The following is a 15877-nucleotide window of genomic DNA, read 5'->3' on the forward strand; positions in this document are numbered from 1 at the left end:
TGACATCGCCAACACTTACGCGACGTATGCCCACACGTCAGAGGCGATACGGATTCTGCAGTGATCGGTAAAACGGACGAGGCCCACGGTACGGCGGGTGATCTTGGGCGGCCGTGGGCGGCGATCCACGACAACGCCCGCATCCCGGCGGACTTCCGGCTCTACCTCACCGCGACGCCGCGCATCCTGGCCGCGGCGCGGAAGCGGGAGGGCACGGACGACCAGGAGCCGGTGCTGGCTTCGATGTCGGATGACCCGGAGGGAACCTTCGGGGCCTGGCTTCCCGGCGCTGAGCTGGGGCTCTCGGAGGCGATCGAGAAAGGCGTCCTTGCGGGGTTCGAGATCGACGTGCTGGAGATCCGCGACCCCTCGCCGATCCTGGGGCTGTCGGAGGAGTCGCTGCGGGGCCGGCGCCTGGCGCTGCTGCAGACCGCGCTGCTGGAGCACGCGGCCGCGCACAACCTGCGCACCGTCATGACGTTCCACCAGCGGGTGGAGGAGGCCCGCGCGTTCGCGGAGAAGCTCCCGGAGACGGCCGCGGAGCTGTACGCCACCGACATGACGGATGAGGAGTTGGCGGAGACCGACAAGAAGGTCAAGAAGCTGCCCGCGTCGTCGATCGGCGCGGAACTGTACGACCTGGAGCCCGGCCGCCACGTCCCGGCGGACCGCGTGTGGTCCGCATGGCTGTGCGGCGACCACCTCGTGTCCGAACGCCGCGAGGTGCTGCGGCAGTTCGCAGGCGGCATCGACGCCCACAGCCGGCGCGTCCACCGCGCGTTCCTGGCAAGCGTTCGCGTCCTCGGGGAAGGCGTCGACATCACGGGCGAGCGGGGCGTGGAAGCGATCGTCTTCGCCGACACCCGCGGCTCGCAGGTGGAGATCGTGCAGAACATCGGTCGGGCGCTTCGCCTCAACCGCGACGGCAGCACGAAGACGGCCAGGATCATCGTGCCGTGCTTCCTCGAGGCCGGGGAGGACCCGAACGACATTGTCGCCTCCGCCAGCTTCCGCCCGCTCGTGGCGGTGCTCCAGGGGCTCCGCTCGCATGACGAGCGCCTGGTGGAGCAGCTCGCCTCCCGCGCCCTCACCAGCGGCCGGCGCACCGTCCACGTGCACCGCGACGAAGACGGCCGGATCACCGGGGCCGGCGGGGAGGGCGACGGCGGCGAGGACCAGGAGCAGGACGACACGCAGGCCGCCGCCGAATCCGCGCTGCTGCACTTCTCCTCCCCCAGGGACGCGGCCACGATCGCGGCGTTCCTGCGGACCCGGGTCTACCGGCCCGAATCGCTGGTGTGGCTGGAGGGCTACCAGGCCCTCATCCGCTGGCGGGCGGAGAACGAGATCACCGGCCTGTACGCCGTCCCGTACGACACCGAGACCAAGGTCGGAGTCACCAAGGACTTCCCGCTGGGCAGGTGGGTGCACCAACAGCGCAAGGCCCTGCGGGCCGGGGAGCTGGAGGACCGGCGCAAGGAACTGCTGGACGCGCCGGAGGCCGGCATGGTCTGGGAGCCGGGCCAGGAGGCGTGGGAGGCCAAGCTGTCCGCCTTCCGCTCCTATCGGCGGGCAACCGGGCACCTCGCGCCCCGGCAGGACGCGGTGTGGGGCAAGGGCGAGGCAATGGTGCCCATCGGGCAGCACATCGCCAACCTCCGCCGCAAGGGCGGCCTCGGCAAGGACCCGGAGCGGGCGACCGAGCGCGCGAAGCAGCTCGCGGCGATCGACCCGGACTGGAACTGCCCCTGGCCCCTGGACTGGCAGCGCCAATACCGCGTCCTCGCCGACATCGTCGAAGACGAAGGCAGCCTGCCCTACCTCGCACCCGGCGTCATCTGGGACGGCGACGACATCGGCAAATGGCGATGTCGGCAACAAGAACCCGCCACCTGGAAGCAGCTGTCCACCGAGCAGCAGGAGCGGTTGATCGCGCTGGGCATGTACGCCGCTGCGGCCCCGTCTCCCGCCTCGGCGACCGGGGGTGCGCCGAAGGAAGCGGGCAAGGCGTCGCAGGCCTTCCAGCGGGGCCTGGCAGCCCTGGCGCAGTGGGTGGAGCGGGAAGGCATCGACCGGCCGGTACCCCGCGGCCACAGCGAGACGATCACGGCCGACGGCGAGACGGAATCGGTGATCGTCAAACTGGGGGTGTGGATCTCCAACGCCAAAAGCCGCCGCGACAAGCTCACTGCGGAGCAGCGGGCAACGCTCGCTGAGCTTGGCGTCGAATGGGCGTAGAGCAAGCCGATGGCCCTGCACAGAACTTGTGCAAGGCCATCTCACCGTCTCCCGCAGCCGTACCTCAGCGTCGGGGAAGCGCCAGCAGGTTGTCGTTCCAGACACCGTCCGAGCGGGTGCGGAGGTACTTCTCACCATGAGCCGGGGTCACCACCAAGACGTCGGCCCGGTGGCCCCGAGCGTCGTCGGTGTATGCCTTGCCGTTCTCGGTTTCGATCCAGTTGACGATCTGGGCCCGGGTGTTGCTGCCCGTCTTCCCGTCGGCCGGATTGGTCCACCACAGATGGACGATGTGCTCGTGCGCGATCTCGCCGGAGATTCGGACGGCTGTAATCTGGATTGCCATTTTCGTACTCGCTGCTCTTGCCGGCATGAAGCGGCGGTGCCCGGAGCCGGCGCCGGGATCCCGTGCGGCGCCTGTACGGCGCTTCATCCGGGACAGACGACGTAACTCTTCAGTAGCCATATCGGGGGGCGCCTCAGGTCCAGGGCGAGTGCTGTGTCCCTTGCCGTTGATGAGTCAGGGCAGGTAACCGCGGCGGCGAAGCCGATAGCTAACGATGGCCGTGGGTAGCAGACGGCGGATCCCGAAGCGGTAGCTGATCGCGTGTTCCATCGAGGCGATGGTGGCGGACTGGCTGCCGGGGCCGAACCCGCCGAGGTTCATCTGGCCGGCGGCGGTGATGGGTGGCGCTGCCCAGGCGTCACAGCAGGCTGTGGCGACCGGGGTGTTGATCGTGGAGAGGCAGTGATCGAAGAGCTCCCCGAGGGGTCGGCTCTCCGCAGTGATCCATGCGCGGGTCTCGGCGAGGCGTTCTTGGAGGTCGTGGCCTGCTGAGGCGAGGGCGGCGAGTACTTCCGGGCTGTCGCTTGTGCGGCGGCGGATGCGGTAGGGGTATTCGATGCGTGCGACCAGGAGTCGTACGGCGGTGGCGTAGTGGTCGCGGCGGGCTGCCGCTCCGGCACGAAGGCCGGTAAGGATGTGGCCGAGGGCGCCGGCGACGACGGATGAGCCGAGGACCAGCAGCAGGATGGTGGTCAGTGAGTTGTTGGTGGCCGTCGCGGTGGTGCTGGTGTGGCTGGCTGCCATGCTGAGGATCGTCGGGTGGGAGGCGGGGGCGTTGATCACCGGGCCCACCGCCGTGCTTCGTGCTGCAGGGCGAGGGAGCGGACGGGATGTGCGTCGCCGGGAGGCTCACCGTGCGGGGCGTCCTCGGCCGGCCATACGCCGGTCCGGCGCCAGGCCTCCTCGTACATCAGGTGCCGGTGCACGAGGGTGATCAGCGCCTCCAGGCCGTCGTCGGGGATCCAGCGCAGCGCGGGGTCGTCGTGTGGATACTGCAGGCACAGGTCGCGGACGGGTGCGGGGTTGCGGTGCTTGAAGCGGCGTCCGGCGCTGGCAAGCGGGAAGGCGTGCACGGTCAGGTCGGCCCGGACGATCAGGCGTACGCGTTCGTCCGGGTATCCGTCGTGGTGCAGCGCGGGCAGGGGGTGCAGGGTGAGTTCGAGGATGGCTGCGCCGCCGGGCCCGGCGCGGCCCGACGCCTGCTGCACCCCGAAGATGTCTTCGGAGGACAGCAGGTGCCGGGCTGCTGCTGCCGGGTCGGCGAGCGCGCGGCTCAGCGGGTACGCCATGACCGCGCGGGGCGTGCGGGCTGCTGGGCGCGGCGGGAGGACACGGCGCGGCCGGCGGACGTGATGCTGCCTGCGGCCAGGGCTCGCAGGGCGTCGGCAGCGGACTGGGCCTCGGCCTGTGGGAACGGGTCGCCGATCAGCGCGTGCCATATCTCGATCGCGGCCGGGTGGTCGCCGTCCTGTTCCAGGCGGCGGGCCTCAGCCGCGCGGCGGGCCGCGGTCGACAGGACGGCGGCGTAGGAGGAGCGCTCGATGCCGGTCCAGTCCACGGTGAGGTCGTCGATGCCGGTGGGGTCGTAGACCGGGCCGAGGACCGCCTGGGCGGCGTAAGCGAGGGTGTCGGCAAGGGCACGGGCGTCCTCGACCTGGGCGGTGACGGCATCGTGGGCGAACGCCTCCCACAGCAGCCCGCAGGTGTCGTCGAGCACCGGGTGGTCCTTCTTGTACGACTTCAGCATGCGCACCTGGTGGACGAAACGGCCGCCGGTGGCCTGGTTGCGGGCGCTGATGACGCGGTTGAGGGTGCGGGTGTTGGACCACTCCCAGGTGTCGTTCTCGCGGTCGGCGATGTGCACGATCTCGCTGTCGGGATCGGGGTCGGCGAGGGCGGGTACCAGGTCGAAGGTGAAACCGAGGTCGGTGAAGGTCACCTGCAGGGCGTGGGCGGGTTTGTCGTCGACGTCGAACTCGGCCGTTGGGAACAGCTCGGACACGGCTTCCTGGATCAGGGACATCGCGTGAGCTGGGCCGCCAGGGCGGCGGAGGTCGGCCTGCAGGTCCGTGTGCATCACGATGACCATGTCGACGTCCTTCAACGGCTTGAGCATGGTCTTGCGGGCGAAGCTGCCCTGCAGGAACGTGCTGGCTGCCAGGCCGAGCGCGGTGAGCCGGTCCGTGATCTTCACGTGCCGGTTCTGGGCGCTCAGGCGCTCCTTGATGTCGAGGTTGAGATTCTCGTCGAACCTGCTGAAGGCTGATTTTGTGCTGAGCATCGGGTTATGTCTCGCTGTTCTGCCGACCGTGGTGCGGTGGTCCCGGTGTCGGGTGGGCATCCGGTGCGGGTGCCTCGCCGGGAACAGACGACGTAACTCGCCGGTACGGATGGGGACCGGCAGGCGTCAGGAGCATTCGCGGCAACGGTCGCTGCCGGACGTGAACATCGCGGGTGGATGGACGATGAAGCAGCCCTGGCACAGGCGCTCGGCGACTTTCGGGGCGCATCCGCAGCGTCCGCACTCCGGGCACGGGGGGATGCGGCAGGAGGTGCAGGAGCGCTCGAAGGACCGGTATTCGTGGCCGCAGTGTTCGCAGATGTACTCACTCGCCTGGGGACCGGTGTCTGCCGATGAAGGCGCGAAGGCAAGCCAGGGGGCCAGGTCGGTGACGAGGACGACGACGAGGTAGCCGCCCATCCTTGCGGTCTGGGCGTACAGTTCCTGGCCCTGGATGCTGTCGCGGTAGTGGAGGCGGGTGCGCCCGCGCGCGTGTCCGCCGGAGGCGCGGGCCCGGTCGATCACGGGGATGTCACCTTGGAAGCTGCCGCGCTTCAGCGGTGGCAGGCCGCTGGAGGCCGCGAACGCGGTGCAGCCGTCGTCGCCCAGCAGGATGACGTGGCCGGGGGCGGGCAGGTGCTGAGCTGCTCGGACGCACACTGCCATACGCGAGGCTCCGCCGGCCCGCCACAGCTCCACGACGTCGCCGGCGGTAGGTCCGGAGGCGGTCAGATGGCGGTTCACCAGTGTCGCGGGAAGCAGGATCTCCGCCGCGAACGCATCACATGCGGCATCCTCCAGCTGGAGGCCACCGTCGGGCTCCCGGTCGAAGGCGTCCATGAGGTCGAGACTGTTCTTCTGCAGGTGGTGACCCAACTCGTGCAGAGCGGTGAAGTCCCGGCGAGCTCGGCTTGCAGACTCGGCAACGCTGATGCGGGGAGGCGGGCCGATGTCGTAGGCGCCGGCGACGCTGCAGCGGGCGCCGGTCTGGGCCTCGGTAACCTGCCGGACGATCAGCTCCGGCCAGGTCTGCAATTCGGCCAGGCCGCCTCGGGCCAGGGTTCGGCAGGCATTTGGTTTGGATGTCTCCAGCTCCGCCAGCATCGCAGTGGCCTGGGCGCGGGCAGCGGCCGCAAGCACGTAGTTGACCACAGCCGGTCTCCCGTCATCCCAGATGCAGTTCGAAGTAGCGGTCGGCCCGCGCCGTCCAGTCGGCGCGGGCAGGGTCCTCCTGGCGCGCGGCCAGCGCGAAAACGCCGTAGGCAGCGCGGCGCCGGGCCAGACCCTCGCTTTCGCGGTGGTACACGGCAAGGGCACGCACCTGCCCGCGGCGCCGGGGCCGGTTCAGCTCGCGGACCACAGCTGGTGGCGGCGCGGGACCGGCCTTGAGAACTTCGTCCGTGTCCAGGCCGAGGAGTACAGCGAGTTTGTCCGCCTGGTCGCGGGTGAGGGGGGATTGGCCTCGCCGCATCAGCAGGGCTTGTGCGGGCTCCAAATCCAGCTCAGACGCCAGTGCTCGGGTGGTGATTTTGTGCTGCTGCAGCAGATCGGGCAGAGCGCCGGATCCTTCCGGCGCCCATCCTGCGGTCCTCAACATGGCCAGCCGGTCGGCCAGGACCCCCCGGTACTCCGCCACCGCGGCGGCCGGAGATGGCTCAGCTCTCCCCCATCGCGTCCCGGGGGGCAGACCATGCGGAACGTTCGGGGGCGTTGAGGCGGCCAGCGGCACCAGGAGCCGGCTCACCTGGCGGTCCAGGACGTGCCAGGGCAAGGCCTGCCTCAACCCCCACCACAGGGCCAGCGGCTGCTCCAGCGTGGACGCCTCGGCCGGCAGCAACAGCGTGTTTTCGTCGGCGTAGCGTTCTAGGGAGATCGGAATGGCCTGCACTGTGTCGTCGTCGACCGCTGTGATCACCAGCAGCTGAACGATGCCCTCCCACACCGCACGCCAGATCTGACCGGGTTCAGGATCCTGCGGCGGTGCGGTGGCGACGGCCAGGACGGCGTCGGGCACCTTCAGCCCGGCCGCAGCGGCCACCAGCCGCTCGTAGGCGGCACTGCCCTGGGCAGGGTTCATCTGTCTGCCCCCTCTCCTCGGCTGTGATCCATCAGCGCATTCTCTTCTTACCTGATACAGACGACGTCACTCGTACGACTCGAAGGACTCGCACCGCTCGAGCAGTGCCCGCATGACCGCTGCCTGCTCGCCGTCATCGACCAGCGCAAGCCGGAGTTTCTCCTTCAGACCTGCCAGTACGGCCCCGGCCTGCTCCTGCCCGACTTCGAGCAGCTGCGCGGCGTGGTGGGCGTCTTCGTCCAGGTAGGGCAGCACAAGACGCTCGTTCGTGGTCAGCTGCTGCCAGATATCACTGGCGATCCCACCTGCACCTGCGGAGTCGGCCTGTGTCGCCGTGCCCGCCTCGGCTATCGGATCGGAAAACGCCCCATCATCGGCGTACAAAGAGGCGAAGCGGGCCGGTGCCAGCAGCGCGAACCTGTCCTGAAGGACCTTGGCCAGGTCCTCCTCTCTCACCGCTCCGCGGGCGTGCCGCAGAACCTGGACAAGAACAGCTACCAGGGCGTGGACGGTTGCTTTGGGCGTCGGTCCGGAATGATTCCAGCGGGTGATGCCCACACCGCGTACGCGCCAGGCCTCAGCGATGAGATCGTCGAGATCGCCCTGCCACATCGCGTCTGCGGAATATTCGCTCAGCGCCCATCGCGGAGGAGGCCCCGGTACCTGGTGGAAGGACGCGTCCTCGCTCATCAGCCGGGCGATACGGCGCCGCAACTTGCCCCGCGGGGTCTTCTTCGCCTCGTCGATGAGGAAGTTCTTGATCGATGCCAGGAACAACCGCTCCAGCGACGCCTGGTCGAAAGCCTGGGCGAAACAGCCGGTCACGAAGTGCTGTCCCGCACCTTCGCGGGTCAGCATCGCCGTGATCACTTCGTATGCCGCGTCATCGTTCCACTGCGCGTAGCCCTCGGGGGGAGGAAACCCCGACGAGCGGCGGACCTGGTGCACCAGACGCAGCAGCAGCTCAAACGATTCCGGCCCCAACTGGCCCGTCCGCAACAGTTCCTCGTACGCACCATCTGCCATCGCACCACCCCCGATCCACCCGGAACAAACAATCCCGGGCATCGCAGACTGATTACACCCGTCGCCACACCCACTCCAAGCGACACGCCGAAGGCAAGCTGTCCAGCCCCACCGCGCTCCGGGTACAGCTCGGTCGCGATGTCGAGACGTGATGCTGTCCGGCCAGGTCCGGGACCGGGACCGGGACACGACGTGAGCCTCACACGGAAGTAGCGCCCGCTCCGCTGACACGAGGCGAGTCCTTCGTGCAGGACATACAGGCCGTCAGACCTCTTGCTGCCACCGGACGAAGATCCAGGTGCACCTCGACTACCGCAGGAGTTGGGTTGGAACGATTCCGCGTCGGCGCGCCAGCCCCGTCCACGCGGATGCGGTGCCCGAAACCGGCAGGCGCCCTGGCAGCAGCGGCCGACAGCCGGAAGGATGCCCGTAGGGACCGGGCGAAGGTCGCGTCCGAATGTGAGGGGGACAGTTGATCACGGAGGTCGTCGTCGGTGAGGGCCGCGAGGCCGATCTGCGTTCTCTGCACGACTGGCTGCGCCGCGAGCCGTCGCTGCGCCAAACCGAGGTGTCGCTGAAACAGGCGCCCACCCGGCCGGGGGGTATGGGCAGTTGGGTCGAGGCAGTCCAGATGATCACCGACAACGGCTGGCAGGCCGCCTCGTTCATACTGTCGCTGATGACATGGCGTCAGACGAGGGCGGACAGCCCGCAGGTGACGATCCGCCGCGGCGACGTCGAGGTGACCGTTCCGTCCGGCAACCCGGAGGAAGCAGCGCGGATCGCCGTCCTCCTCCAGCAAGCCGTCCAGATCGCCCCTGCCGATGACGCGGACAGGGGCAACGAGCGACAGGATGCCGCTTCTGACCGGGCCACGAGCGGAGATGGCGGCGGCGGGGCCACTGCCGGTACCGGAGATGACGGGGAGGGACGGGAGGGGTGACCGGCCGGCCGGACGCCGGGGCATCGCGGGCGGTGCTGGTTGGGGTCAGCAACTACACCTTCCTGGAACCGCTGCCCTCGGTGGCCAATAATCTGCCAGCCCTGGCGGCGGCACTGGCATCACCCGATGCTTGGGGGCTGCCTCCGGAGCACTGCATCGTCATGGCCGAACCCCACAACGGCAACGAGGTGGCGGACGTGCTCTGGCAGCAGGCTCAGGAGGCCACCGACACTCTGTTGTTTTACTTCGGCGGCCACGGGCTGATCGACGGCCGCGGCGAATTGCTGCTCGGCCTCCCCGGTTCGCAGCACGGCCGCAGTCACACCGGGATCTCCTACCAGTGGCTGCGCGACGCCATGGCCGAAGGCCGCGCGCAGCGCTACGTGCTGATCCTGGACTGCTGCTTCAGCGGCCGGGCGCTGGGCTTGATGAGCGGAACCGGCGACCTGATCGACACCGCGCAGATCGACGGAAGCTACCTGCTGGCCGCCGCCGGCGAGAACGTCACCGCACTCGCCCCGCCCGGCGAGACCCACACCGCGTTCACCGGCGAGCTTCTGGACTGTCTGGCTCAAGGGGTGGCCGACGGGCCGCCCGACCTCGACCTGGAGACCGTCTACCGGCACCTGCGCCGGCAACTGGCCGCCAAGGGCCGTCCGGCGCCGCACAAGCGCGATCGCAACACCGCCGGCTCACTCGTCCTGGCCCGCAACCGAGCCCACCAGCCCCGACCCGCACACCCGCACAAACCGGCTCCGCGAGCGCCATCACCGTGGCCGGACCCGCAGCACTTCACCACCGCGCAGGACTTCCTCGACGGTCTCGGCCAGGTCCGGGCCGTCGCCGGCCAGCAGGTCCGCCACGTCGCCGAAGCGGCCGGCATCTCCCCCGGAACCGTCAGTTCCCTCCTGAACCGCGCGACGCTCCCGGCCAGATGGGCGACGACCGGCGCGTATCTGACCGCATGCGGCCTGGCCCACGAGGAGACCACCGCCTGGCAGGACGCCTGGGAACGGCTGCGCTCCCTACCCCCGCCGCCGGCAGACCCGCCCGTCGCTGACCCAGTCCCACCGCCGCCCCGGGAGGCCGCCCGCCCGCGGTGGTGGAAGTCCAGCAGGACCAGCCGCCGGCCAGGTCCGAAAGCCTGATGCCAACAGCGCGTACGTCACCGTGCGCCAAAGCGATCCGCCCGGACGGGTCGGAGTCGGGCTGCGGCCTGCTACCGGCCCGCAGACGCCGACGGTGCGGGGTGCGGGGTAGAGCCGTCCGCCGATCCGTGCGAGAACAGCCCCAGCCACGCCCCCACGATCAGTAGACCCACCACCGCAGCCGTCGACAAAGGCTTCTTCACCGACCGACGGCCTCGCGAACCGCCGGACTTCTCCACCCAGTGCCCGGCCCGGTAGTAGCGCTGTGAACCCTGCGACACGAATTCCCCCTCCAACTGCCAGCGATGGACCACCCACCACCATCACAAAGTGTGGCAACAAGCTCGCCAACTCGCCCGTAGATCAACCGATTTGGCGGAATTCATTGACTACCTAAAGTGAAATTACTGGTACGCCTAAGCATCCGCGCTGGCCATCGCGACGCCGAACTGCCTTCGGTGGCGCGATGGCCTGCCAGCCTGTCCGGAAGGCGCCGTAGGGCACCCCCGGAACTCCGGTCTACCAGCAGGCACTGACAGTCCCCCCTTGCCGCCGGACCGGGCGACGCCAAAGCGAACCTGCGCTCTTCCCCAGAACGGCCAGTGCCGGGCAGCCCGACGCGCTACATCTGCAGTCAGCACATCGCAACGGGAGGGAAGATGAGGGAGTTCGTCCGACTGTTAGTCCTGCTCGCCGTGGGCGGGGGCGCCTACACGCTCTGGCGCCTCTACAGCTATCCCGGAGGCTGGGCCTACGCTTTCCACCCGCGGCACGCCGCAGCCCGCAACGACCTCGACAAGGCCCGCCGCCCGGCACGCGACCTGGCCCGCGAGGCGAAGAAGGAACTCGACGCAGCCCACGCGGGGATCGAGCGCGCCGACCGCCGGCACCGCGCCGTGGTTCGCAGCATCGAGCAGGAAATCCACCACCTCCGGCACCCAGGCCGGGGACAGGAAGTCGCCGAACTCGGCGGCCTCACTCTCCACCAGCACGCCGTGATCAAAGACGACCGCGAGATACCCCTGCAGGGACTGGCGATCCACCTCGAGCACGCCCAGCAGCAGGACTTTATCCACCTCACACCGACCGACGGCGACCCTTGCCACACGTCCTACCTGCACGCCGAACACGACGCGGACGACGTGCGCCGCTTCGCCGTGCAACTGGAAAACGCCGTCGCCGAAGAACGCTCCCACCGCGTCCGCACGGACAAACTCATCACCCAAAAACAAGGTGAGCTCGCCCGAGCACGGGCAGACACCAGCCTCCACGACGAAGCCCGCGCCCACCTCACCGAAGTCACCAGCCGCCAACGCCAAGACCGCCGACCCCACGCCGCGCAGAGCGAACTCAACGCCGCCCACGACCGCTGGCACAAACTCACCGGCAAACGCCCCCACTGACGGCCACGCCGACCCCTGCGGGTGTGGCCAGGAACCGGGGGCGATGAGTGCCGACCTCACTGCGGCCATCACCCGCACGCTCGGATTCGGAACCGCCGAAGATGTCAGGCTGCCCTCTGAGGCAGTGGAATGCCTGACCATCGATGGGCCCTCGTGGCTGTCACGGACCGTCACCGACGTCGAGGTGCTCTGGAAGCCCCCCCGACATCCGCCCCCGTCGGAACCCCTGTCGAGGTGGCCTTCCTGGCCTCCGACTGCGGCTCAGCCGCCCGCTACACCGGGCGGCTGAGCAATGTCGGCTCCGGGGGGGGTGGGCGCCTCGGTCGATACCGACGTCCACAGTGCTCGGCTGCAGATGCTGCTGCCCTTCGACGACACCACCGCCGGCACGCTCAGGTACTCCTTCGATCTGGAAGGCCACGAGCCCGCAGAGGCGCTGAAGATCATGCGGCTGTACGAGCGGCTTCTGCGCGGTGGAGCGTTCCACCTCAGCCTCGACGGCACGAGCGCCGGTGCCGGAACACTGGCGCCAAGCGGCACTCCGGACCATGTGCGCGAGGTCGAGCACCTGCTGCTGTACCTGTCGGACTGGGCTGTCCTGCAGCAGCACTGCGAGAGCTTCTTCCCCACGCCGCTGACGTATACCGCCGTGGAACGCATCCACGTCCGGATCGCGCGGCTGGTCGTGGAGGGTCGCTGCGTGGCGTATCCCTTCGCCCGAACCCTCACTTTCACGCTCACCGGCCAAGATCATCCGGCTCTTCGCGCCATCCTTGGTGACCGCCCCCAGTACGTGCGGGTCAGTCCCCCCCGGCTTCGAGATCACCGTCGGCGGGCACACCCTCGACATCGAACTCGTGCACCTGTTCCACCCGCAGCTGCACGCCGACAACGCCCGGGAGGCTCTGCGTGCCCTGGACTCCGGCCAGGGCGCGGGCACCCAGGTCACTCTGCGCCCCGCCAACGACATGAACTACCGGCTCTTCCGAGCCGACGCTCCCGACGACGGTCGTCCCCTGGTTCCCACCCCCCTGGGGCTGAACGGCTACACCGACCCTAAGTAGTCCGCCGCCACGTCCCCCAACGTGCACGCGATGAGCAGCGTGTGCCGGGCGAGTCCGGCCGCCACCAGGCGACGTGTAGCGCAGTGCTATCGCCGTGGTGCTCCATTCTCAACTGGCCCCGGTGACGTCTGCGATGGCAAGCCAACCGTGCCTAGATTGCACGAAGCTCGGAGCTGATCCCCATGCCGTCGAGGTCGCTCACGAGCCTCCAGTAAACGTCGCTCTCGTAGAAGCTCGCTGCATCGCCGTTCCCCTCAGCGGGCTCGATCTTGTCCATCTCGGGGACGTCGTAGGCCACCGTGTAACCGGCCTCCGCGTCGTTCCACTGGACCCGGACCACCATGTCCGCTGTGCCGATGTCGTAATTGTCGTTCCCGTAGTTCTTAGCGATGTACTTGAACGGGTACGTGAACGTATAGCTGTCGTCCTTCTTGATCGACCGCAGGTAGTCCAGCTCGTTCTCGAAGCCATAGTTGTTCGACTCACTCCACATGGAAGGAGCGTAATGCTCTGCACCTCTGCCAGAGTCGACACCATAGGCCAGCAGGCAAAGCGCTCGTAGACATCGGCGCCCGTAGACGGTGCCTCCGGGCCACGGTCCCTGGAACACTTGGGTCATGCCGCTCATCCGTGACATCGTCCAAGCCGATTACTCGGTGGTGGAGGAGCTGCTGTACTCGAATCATCTGGGAGACGGCAGGTTCTACGACCCCGAGGGCCTGGACGTCGTCGTGGCCGAGCTCCACGGGTCTGTCGTCGGGGTCGCCGAGTTCCAGCTCCACTGCGACTTCGGGCACGACGAAGGCCGGGAGGCGCATCCCGGCGAGCAGACGTTCATCTCAACGATGGCCGTCGCCCTTACCGGTCGTCGCGGCGGGGTCGGGCGGGCACTTCTCACCGAGATCGCCCGCCGGGCCCAGAAAGCCGGCGACACGTTCCTGGCCCTGGTGCCGCAGGACGGCGCCGACGCAGCTGACCGGCAGGCGTTCTTCCAGGCGTGCGGGTTCACGCTCTACGGCCCCGCCGAACCGGGCGCGGCATGGGGCTGCCCGGTCTCGGAGATGCTCGCTGTGAAGGGCGCGGCTGACGCCGCAGGTGAGTAGCCTATCGCCGGCGTCATCGTCGGCTCCTCCCGCCAGATCACCTTGAGCGGGGTACGCGACGATGCCTCATGGGGCGTCCATGAGACCGAACTTCCCGCACTCCTGTGGACTGTCCCCTCCCCTGACTCCCCCGCCCACGCCGAATGGCACGACCAATGGGAACGCCACGTCCTTACCCGCCAGCCCTGACCTCACCCCACACAGGGCCCCTGGTGTTCTCACCCATGAAGACCGCATCGCCGCCGGCTCGCACACTCGCGCCCCGCGTGCCACCGACAGTGGCCCGCGGGGCGCTGCACGTTCCCTGGCGACCGGGACGCGACCCTGTCCATCCCCGTTGCTGGCCGGTGGCCAGCAGAGGCTACTGCGCGTCGACGCAGGGCCCTTGGGCGCGGAAGCGCGCGCGGGTTTCCGGCCAGGGCGTCGCGCTGTCGTGGCCGGAGCAACCGACGCCTCCGCACAGGGGCGGGAGCCGGGCGCCGGCCTTCCGTTGTGCAGCGCCACTCGCCCGTACGCCTCGTAGCGCTCGCGGCCGTCCTCACCGTCCACGAGTTCGTTCGCGAACTCCTGCTTGGTCCAGCGTGCGAGGTTCTCGCCCGGGGCGTAGCGCCACCTCCGGAGAATCATGGCAATGATCTCCGCCTCAGTGCATCCCGCGCGTAGGCTGGCCGTGCCGCAGGCGTGCCGAATCTGCCCGGCACAGCCCCGAAGGACCTCGCGGGCGACCTGACGGGCCAGGATGTCGCGGTCCACGTACGGGTCGACGGCCTCGAGGACCAGGCGCCGGAGCTCCTCCGGTGGGAGCGCGCTCAGCAATCTGCGGCGGTTGAATAACCGCCGCACAAAAAATTTTCGCACCGTGTGACATTCGCACTTCTACTCTGCACATGACTCCGTACAACCAGATGACTGCTGGTCTTCGGGCGCGCAGAAAGGGCGCGGTCAGGGCGGAAGTGGTCCAAGACGGAGATATTTTTATGCATGTGACAGGTGAGGTCGCGGAGGCCGTCGACGACGGCCTGTCCGCCGAGCGGTCGGCCCGGATCCGGAGGGACGCCGTTCGGGTCAGCGAACTGGCCTCGAGCGGCTTCGAGGGGCCGGCCTACGGGGTGTTCGAGAACGAGCTGTGCCGGGAGGCCTGGCCGATCCTGCGCGGCATGCTCCGCGACGGCCGGCTCCCCCGGACCGCGCTGAAGTGGTGCGCGGAGCGGGGCCTCCCGTTCTGGATCCACCCCGACGACTACGCGCTGTTGCACTCGGACCCCCGGGCCCGCGACGAGATCCTCGTCGACGTGGTGATGCGGGCGCGGACGTCGTTCCGCCGCAATGCGCTGGTCAAGGGCGGGTGGAATCCCGACTACAAACACGGTCGGAGGGCCGGCTGCCTGACCACGTACTTCGTGGGCCAGTGCATCTGGGAGTTTCGCCGCGTGTACACGAGGTGGGCGAAAGACCGCCAGCAATGGGCCAAGCAGCACGCGCTGTACGACGGTTCGGAGGAGGCCGCGCACGCGAACCCGAAGCTCTTCGGCCTGCTTCTGGAGGCCGGCTACCTTTCCGAGCCCGAGGCCACCGTCCTCAGCACCAACTTCGAGGACATCCTGAACGAGCAACCGCCGGTCACTCAGGCCGTCATCCGCATGACCGTCGAAGGGTACGCGGACACCGAGATCGCAGACGCGCTGCGCCTCACCCATGCGGCGGTCCGGATGCGCAAGACCCGCTTCCGTGGCGCCCTGTACGACGCGGCCCGCCAGCGGCGTATCTGGCTCCCCGAGCAGCTTCACACCAAGGCCGGCAACCGCCACCGCAAGCAGCGGGGTGCCGCGTGACCGTGCAACTGCTCGTGGTCCTGATGCTCGTGCTGGGCATGTGCATCCTCTTCTCCGCGCTCGCCGGCCTCATCGGGTTCGGCATCGCCCGTCTGCTCAAGGCCCCGGTCGACCGGGCAATCGGCTGGGGGAGCATCGTGGCACTCAGCTTCATGACCCTGTGCATCGCCCTGCTAGCGATCATCGTGCCGCTCGTAAGTTGAGGGCTGTCACGTGCGTGGGCGCACGGGCTGCACAGCCGTACTGTGCAGCCCGTCGCCACCGGACACCGGCCCCTGCGGCTCCCGCTCCGCTGCCGCGCGCTACGCAGCACGCCGGCAGCTTGTGCAGAACGGCGTACAGCAGGTCGCCATCGGGTGGTCCAGGACCTGGCACAGCTCCAGCACCCGCCGGACCTCGTCATCACCCAGCGCCCA

General features: G+C 68.8%; 16 protein-coding genes. 8 read left to right on the plus strand and 8 right to left on the minus strand.

The window, feature by feature from the left end; translation table 11 throughout:
- The first annotated feature begins 60 nt into the window (after positions 1-60).
- Positions 61-2238: a Helicase associated domain protein gene (locus tag ACIPAE_RS37225; RefSeq protein ID WP_402451530.1), complete on the plus strand. Its 2178-nt coding sequence runs from the start codon at positions 61-63 to the stop codon at positions 2236-2238.
- Between the two features lie 64 nt (positions 2239-2302).
- Here ACIPAE_RS37225 and ACIPAE_RS37230 read toward each other — a convergent pair whose 3' ends face one another.
- The 7 genes from ACIPAE_RS37230 to ACIPAE_RS37260 all read right to left on the minus strand — a co-directional run bounded on the left by ACIPAE_RS37230 (position 2303) and on the right by ACIPAE_RS37260 (position 7968).
- The gene (locus ACIPAE_RS37230) at positions 2303-2584 is read right to left on the minus strand and encodes a DUF3892 domain-containing protein (RefSeq protein WP_402451532.1); all 282 of its coding nucleotides are present in this window, start codon (positions 2582-2584) and stop codon (positions 2303-2305) included.
- A gap of 174 nt (positions 2585-2758) precedes the next feature.
- Complete coding sequence (locus ACIPAE_RS37235) at positions 2759-3328, minus strand: hypothetical protein (protein WP_402451535.1); 570 nt, start codon at positions 3326-3328, stop codon at positions 2759-2761.
- A gap of 35 nt (positions 3329-3363) precedes the next feature.
- Positions 3364-3873 (minus strand): hypothetical protein, encoded by a 510-nt coding sequence (locus ACIPAE_RS37240; RefSeq protein ID WP_402451538.1) that lies wholly within the window; start codon positions 3871-3873, stop codon positions 3364-3366.
- Positions 3858-4865, minus strand: a complete 1008-nt coding sequence (locus tag ACIPAE_RS37245; protein ID WP_402451540.1) for a hypothetical protein — start codon at positions 4863-4865, stop codon at positions 3858-3860. Before ACIPAE_RS37245 ends, ACIPAE_RS37240 begins: the two co-directional genes overlap by 16 nt.
- Before the next feature lie 126 nt (positions 4866-4991).
- Positions 4992-6017: an ImmA/IrrE family metallo-endopeptidase gene (locus ACIPAE_RS37250; protein ID WP_402451543.1), complete on the minus strand. Its 1026-nt coding sequence runs from the start codon at positions 6015-6017 to the stop codon at positions 4992-4994.
- A gap of 13 nt (positions 6018-6030) precedes the next feature.
- Positions 6031-6942, minus strand: coding sequence for a hypothetical protein (locus ACIPAE_RS37255; protein ID WP_402451546.1), 912 nt, complete (start codon positions 6940-6942; stop codon positions 6031-6033).
- A gap of 66 nt (positions 6943-7008) precedes the next feature.
- The gene (locus ACIPAE_RS37260; RefSeq protein WP_402451548.1) at positions 7009-7968 is read right to left on the minus strand and encodes a hypothetical protein; all 960 of its coding nucleotides are present in this window, start codon (positions 7966-7968) and stop codon (positions 7009-7011) included.
- A 472-nt stretch (positions 7969-8440) separates the two neighbouring features.
- Between ACIPAE_RS37260 and ACIPAE_RS37265 the strand changes: the two genes are divergently transcribed.
- The 4 genes from ACIPAE_RS37265 (at position 8441) to ACIPAE_RS37280 (ending at position 12526) form a co-directional block, all read left to right on the plus strand.
- The gene (locus tag ACIPAE_RS37265) at positions 8441-8911 is read left to right on the plus strand and encodes a hypothetical protein (RefSeq protein ID WP_402451551.1); all 471 of its coding nucleotides are present in this window, start codon (positions 8441-8443) and stop codon (positions 8909-8911) included.
- Positions 8908-10059, plus strand: a complete 1152-nt coding sequence (locus ACIPAE_RS37270; protein ID WP_402451553.1) for a caspase domain-containing protein — start codon at positions 8908-8910, stop codon at positions 10057-10059. Before ACIPAE_RS37265 ends, ACIPAE_RS37270 begins: the two co-directional genes overlap by 4 nt.
- 659 nt (positions 10060-10718) lie before the next feature.
- Positions 10719-11462 (plus strand): hypothetical protein, encoded by a 744-nt coding sequence (locus tag ACIPAE_RS37275; RefSeq protein WP_402451554.1) that lies wholly within the window; start codon positions 10719-10721, stop codon positions 11460-11462.
- Between the two features lie 776 nt (positions 11463-12238).
- A complete protein-coding gene (locus tag ACIPAE_RS37280; protein WP_402451557.1) occupies positions 12239-12526 on the plus strand; it encodes a hypothetical protein in 288 nt (95 codons plus the stop codon).
- Between the two features lie 151 nt (positions 12527-12677).
- On the opposite strand, the gene ACIPAE_RS37285 is transcribed toward ACIPAE_RS37280, so the two are convergent.
- Positions 12678-13154 carry a hypothetical protein gene (locus tag ACIPAE_RS37285; RefSeq protein ID WP_402451559.1) on the minus strand — a complete coding sequence of 159 codons (477 nt, stop codon included), beginning with the start codon at positions 13152-13154 and terminating at the stop codon, positions 12678-12680.
- On the opposite strand from ACIPAE_RS37285, the gene ACIPAE_RS37290 reads away from it, so the two are divergent.
- From ACIPAE_RS37290 to ACIPAE_RS37300, 3 genes are all read left to right on the plus strand, one after another.
- The gene (locus ACIPAE_RS37290) at positions 13144-13629 is read left to right on the plus strand and encodes a GNAT family N-acetyltransferase (RefSeq protein WP_402451561.1); all 486 of its coding nucleotides are present in this window, start codon (positions 13144-13146) and stop codon (positions 13627-13629) included. The two genes, ACIPAE_RS37285 and ACIPAE_RS37290, sit on opposite strands and share 11 nt — an antisense overlap.
- 983 nt (positions 13630-14612) lie before the next feature.
- Entirely contained in the window at positions 14613-15461 is an 849-nt protein-coding gene (locus ACIPAE_RS37295; protein ID WP_402451564.1) for a hypothetical protein, read from the plus strand.
- On the plus strand, positions 15458-15664 hold the full coding sequence (locus ACIPAE_RS37300) for a hypothetical protein (protein ID WP_402451566.1): 207 nt from the start codon (positions 15458-15460) through the stop codon (positions 15662-15664). Before ACIPAE_RS37295 ends, ACIPAE_RS37300 begins: the two co-directional genes overlap by 4 nt.
- Positions 15665-15877: the final 213 nt, after the last annotated feature.

The organism is Streptomyces sp. NPDC087270 (assembly GCF_044744625.1).
Lineage (GTDB): Bacteria > Actinomycetota > Actinomycetes > Streptomycetales > Streptomycetaceae > Actinacidiphila.